The sequence below is a fragment of the Streptomyces sp. HSW2009 genome (assembly GCF_040240285.1).
Taxonomy (GTDB): domain Bacteria; phylum Actinomycetota; class Actinomycetes; order Streptomycetales; family Streptomycetaceae; genus Streptomyces.
Genome location: NZ_JBEHZD010000661.1, coordinates 1 through 3,770, shown reverse-complemented (window position 1 = coordinate 3,770; position 3,770 = coordinate 1). Strand labels below are relative to the sequence as shown.

Below are 3,770 nucleotides of genomic sequence, written 5' to 3'. Positions count from 1 at the left end.
CAGTCAAGAGCTGTTGACGACTCCGGAAGCCTTCCTTACATTTCCCCGTACTGCCCTTCGCTGCGCCCGGCGGCCCCCCCCCGCCGCCCCCCCCCCCCCCCCCCCCCCCCCCCCCCCCCCCCCCCGGGGGGGGGGGGGCGCCCCCCGCCGCGTATCTCCCCGCACCTCCCGGTGCGAGCCGACGGCCCGCGCCTAACCGACGGCCCCGTGCTCCGTGGCCCGGTACGGAGCTGCCGCGGGCCCCGTGTCCTGAGCCCCGTACGAGTCGACGGCCCGTGTTCCGGGCCCCGTGACCTCGTACGGAGCCATCGCGGGCCCCGTGCTCCGTGCCCCGTACGAGTCGAAGGCTCCGTGCTGCGTGCCCCGTACGGAGCCCCCGCCGGCTCCGTGCCCGTACGAGTCACCCACCTCGTCCTCTGTGGGGCTGGTCTGACGCGCCCCGTGCCCCGCTCCGCGTGCCGCCCCGTGCTCCGTTGTCGCGACCCAATGGAGCGGCCCCCGGCCGCTCTCAGCCGTGGCCGAAAGCGGCGCCCGCGGTGGGGCTCCCGCATGGTGAGACGGTGGAGCCGTGGGGCGTGCGGTGTGGCACACTCCTGCCGTGCTCTCGTTCGCCAGCATTATTGGCAGCAGGCGCGCCGGTCCGCAGTGACCGCCCCGTACGAACCGAGTACGGCGCGGACATCGTCGTCCCAGACCCGCGCGCAGACCTCTCGCACCCGCGAGGGGTCTTTTCGTTTCCCGGGCCACCTGCACCCGGGGGCGGAGCGCACGGAGCATAGTGGGGACGGTGGAACCGGTCATTCCGGTAGACCGAGATCCCGACAGGAGCCAGATCAGCATGACGGACGCACCCGACGACAACTTCCACGTGTTCGACACCACGCTGCGCGACGGGGCGCAACGCGAGGGGATCAACCTCACCGTTGCGGACAAGCTGACCATCGCCCGGCGGCTGGACGAGTTCGGGGTGGGGTTCATCGAGGGCGGCTGGCCGGGGGCCAACCCGCGGGACACTGAGTTCTTCAGCAGGGCCCGCGCCGAGATCGACTTCAAGCACGCGCAACTCGTCGCGTTCGGTTCGACGCGGCGGGCGGGCGCCAGAGCCCAGGACGACCCGCAGGTCCAGGCGCTGCTGGACGCACAGGCGCCGGTCATCACCCTGGTCGCCAAGTCCCATGACCGGCACGTGGAACTCGCCCTGCGGACCACCCTGGAGGAAAACCTGGAGATGGTCCGGGACACCGTCTCCCACCTGCGGGCGCAGGGCCGCCGGGTGTTCGTGGACTGCGAGCACTTCTTCGACGGTTACCGGGGCAATCCCGACTACGCGCTCCAGGTCGTGCGCGCCGCGCACGAGGCGGGCGCCGACGTGGTCGTGCTCTGCGACACCAACGGCGGCATGCTGCCCGCCCAGGTCCAGGCCGTGGTGGCCGAGGTGCTCGCCGCAACCGGCGCCCGCCTCGGCATCCACGCCCAGGACGACACCGGCTGCGCCGTCGCCAACACCCTCGCCGCCGTCGACGCGGGCGCCACCCACGTGCAGTGCACCGCCAACGGGTACGGCGAACGGGTCGGCAACGCCAACCTGTTCCCGGTGGTCGCCGCGTTGGAGTTGAAGTACGCGAAGGCCGTACTGCCCGCCGGCGCGCTGGCCGAGATGACCCGCATCTCGCACGCCATCGCCGAGGTCGTCAACCTCACGCCCTCCACGCACCAGCCGTACGTGGGCGTATCGGCCTTCGCCCACAAGGCCGGCCTGCACGCGTCGGCGATCAAGGTCGATCCAGACCTCTACCAGCACATCGACCCGGAGCGGGTCGGCAACACCATGCGGATGCTGGTCTCCGACATGGCGGGCCGCGCCTCCATCGAGCTCAAGGGCAAGGAACTCGGTGTCGACCTCGGCGGCGACCGCGCACTGGTCACCCGGGTCGTCGAACGGGTCAAGGAACGGGAACTCGCGGGCTACACCTACGAGGCCGCCGACGCCTCCTTCGAACTGCTGCTGCGCGCCGAGGTGGAGGGGCGGGCGCGCCGCTACTTCCGGGTGGAGTCCTGGCGCGGCATCGTCGAGACCCGTCCGGATGGCACCCACGCCAACGAGGCCACCGTCAAGCTGTGGGCCAAGGGCGAGCGCATCGTCGCCACAGCCGAGGGCAACGGCCCCGTCAACGCGCTGGACCGGGCGCTCCGTGTCGCCCTGGAGCGCATCTACCCGGACCTGGCCGACCTGGAGCTGGTCGACTACAAGGTGCGCATCCTGGAGGGCCGGCACGGCACCGAGTCGACCACCCGGGTCCTGGTGTCGATGAGCGACGGACGCGGCGAATGGTCCACCGTCGGCGTCGGCGACAACGTGATCGCCGCCTCCTGGGAGGCGCTGGAGGACGCCTACACCTACGGCCTGCTGCGCGCGGGCGTCGAGCCGCAGGAGTAGTCCGCGCGGTGCGGACGCGGCGCCCCGGTCGGCGCCGGATGGCCGTCCGCAGGTGTTCGTACGTGCCTCGGCTTTCGGGGCACGTACGCGTGCGCGGGCGCGCGAGGTCGCGGGCGAGGCGTCGGGACGGCAGCGCCCCTGCCCGTTGGCGTCGTGACCGTACGGAGCGGCCCCACAGCCCGCGGGCCACACCGCCCCGCGGTCCGACACGCTCCGTGCGTCGTACGGGGCCGGCGCGTCGGGCGTACGGGGCGGGCCCGCCGTACGCACGGGGCGGCGCGGGCGGCGTGGCGCGGGTCAGATCGGCAGGGGGCGGGGCGGCAGTGGACAGGCCGCGGCCCCGGCCGGCCTACGGGGGGAAGGCTCGGACGGGGCCGCGGGGTATGGGGGCGGGTCAGGCGGCCGGGGCGGCCTTCACGGCGGAGATGTCGAAGGTGAGCTTCACCTTGTCGCTGACCATCACGCCGCCGGTCTCCAGCGCGGCGTTCCAGGTCAGGCCCCACTCGGAGCGCAGGATCGTGGCGCTGCCCTCGAAGCCGACGCGCTCGGCGCCGTAGACGTCGGTCGCCACACCGTTGAAGTCCAGGTCGATGGTGAGCGGCCGGGTCACGTCCTTGATGGTCAGATCGCCGGTGACGCGGAAGCTCTCGTCGTCGACCTGCTCCACGCGGGTGCTGCGGAAGGACATCAGCGGGAAGGTGTCGGCGGCGAAGAAGTCGTCGCTCCGCAGGTGCGCGTCGCGGTCCGCGATGCCGGTGTCCACGCTGGCGATCTTGATGTCGATGGAGGCGGTGGAGTGGGTCGGGTCGGCCCCGTCGAGGTGCAGCGTGCCCTCGTGCTCACCGAACGAGCCCCGCACGTTGGTGACCATCGCGTGGCGGACGGTGAAGCCGATGCTGCTGTGCGCCGGGTCGATCGTGTAGTCACCGGTGAGCCCCGCGAGGGCCGGGCTCGCCTGCTGTGGCGCCGCGGCGTCGGTGGCGGCGGTGCCGGTGGCGGCGTGGGCCGGAACGGTGCTGCGCTTGCGGTTGAACAGAGCCATGGCTCCTCCTCGGGGGACGTTGTTGTTCAAGCTTCAACGAGATCTACCGTAGAGGCATTCCGTTCAATTTTCAACTTCCCCTCTCGGGTCTCACTCGGCTACCTCGTTTCGGATCTCGCCGCTGGCTGTGTTTCGGGCCCCGGAGCTTGGTCTCGGGCTCCGTGTCGGGGGCGGGCTCCCGGCTTGGATCCCCAGTCCAAGGCGTCAGCCCACGGCCCCGCCCCCGGGCGCAGGTGCCGGGGGCCCCCCCGGGTTGAGTCCCGGGGTCCGGTCGGGTTGTGCGGCCCCGCC

At 72.4% G+C, this 3,770-nt stretch carries 3 protein-coding genes; 1 reads left to right on the top strand and 2 read right to left on the bottom strand.

Annotation, left to right across the window (positions count from 1 at the left end):
- Positions 1-3: 3 nt before the first annotated feature.
- Positions 4-165 carry a hypothetical protein gene (locus AAHZ94_RS30340; RefSeq protein ID WP_349996935.1) on the bottom strand — a complete coding sequence of 54 codons (162 nt, stop codon included), beginning with the start codon at positions 163-165 and terminating at the stop codon, positions 4-6.
- A gap of 673 nt (positions 166-838) precedes the next feature.
- Here AAHZ94_RS30340 and cimA point away from each other — a divergent pair.
- Complete coding sequence (cimA, locus tag AAHZ94_RS30335; protein WP_349996934.1) at positions 839-2,437, top strand: citramalate synthase; 1,599 nt, start codon at positions 839-841, stop codon at positions 2,435-2,437.
- A gap of 394 nt (positions 2,438-2,831) precedes the next feature.
- Here the strand turns inward: cimA and AAHZ94_RS30330 are convergent, their stop codons facing one another.
- The gene (locus AAHZ94_RS30330) at positions 2,832-3,479 is read right to left on the bottom strand and encodes a YceI family protein (RefSeq protein ID WP_349996933.1); all 648 of its coding nucleotides are present in this window, start codon (positions 3,477-3,479) and stop codon (positions 2,832-2,834) included.
- Between the last annotated feature and the right edge of the window lie 291 nt (positions 3,480-3,770).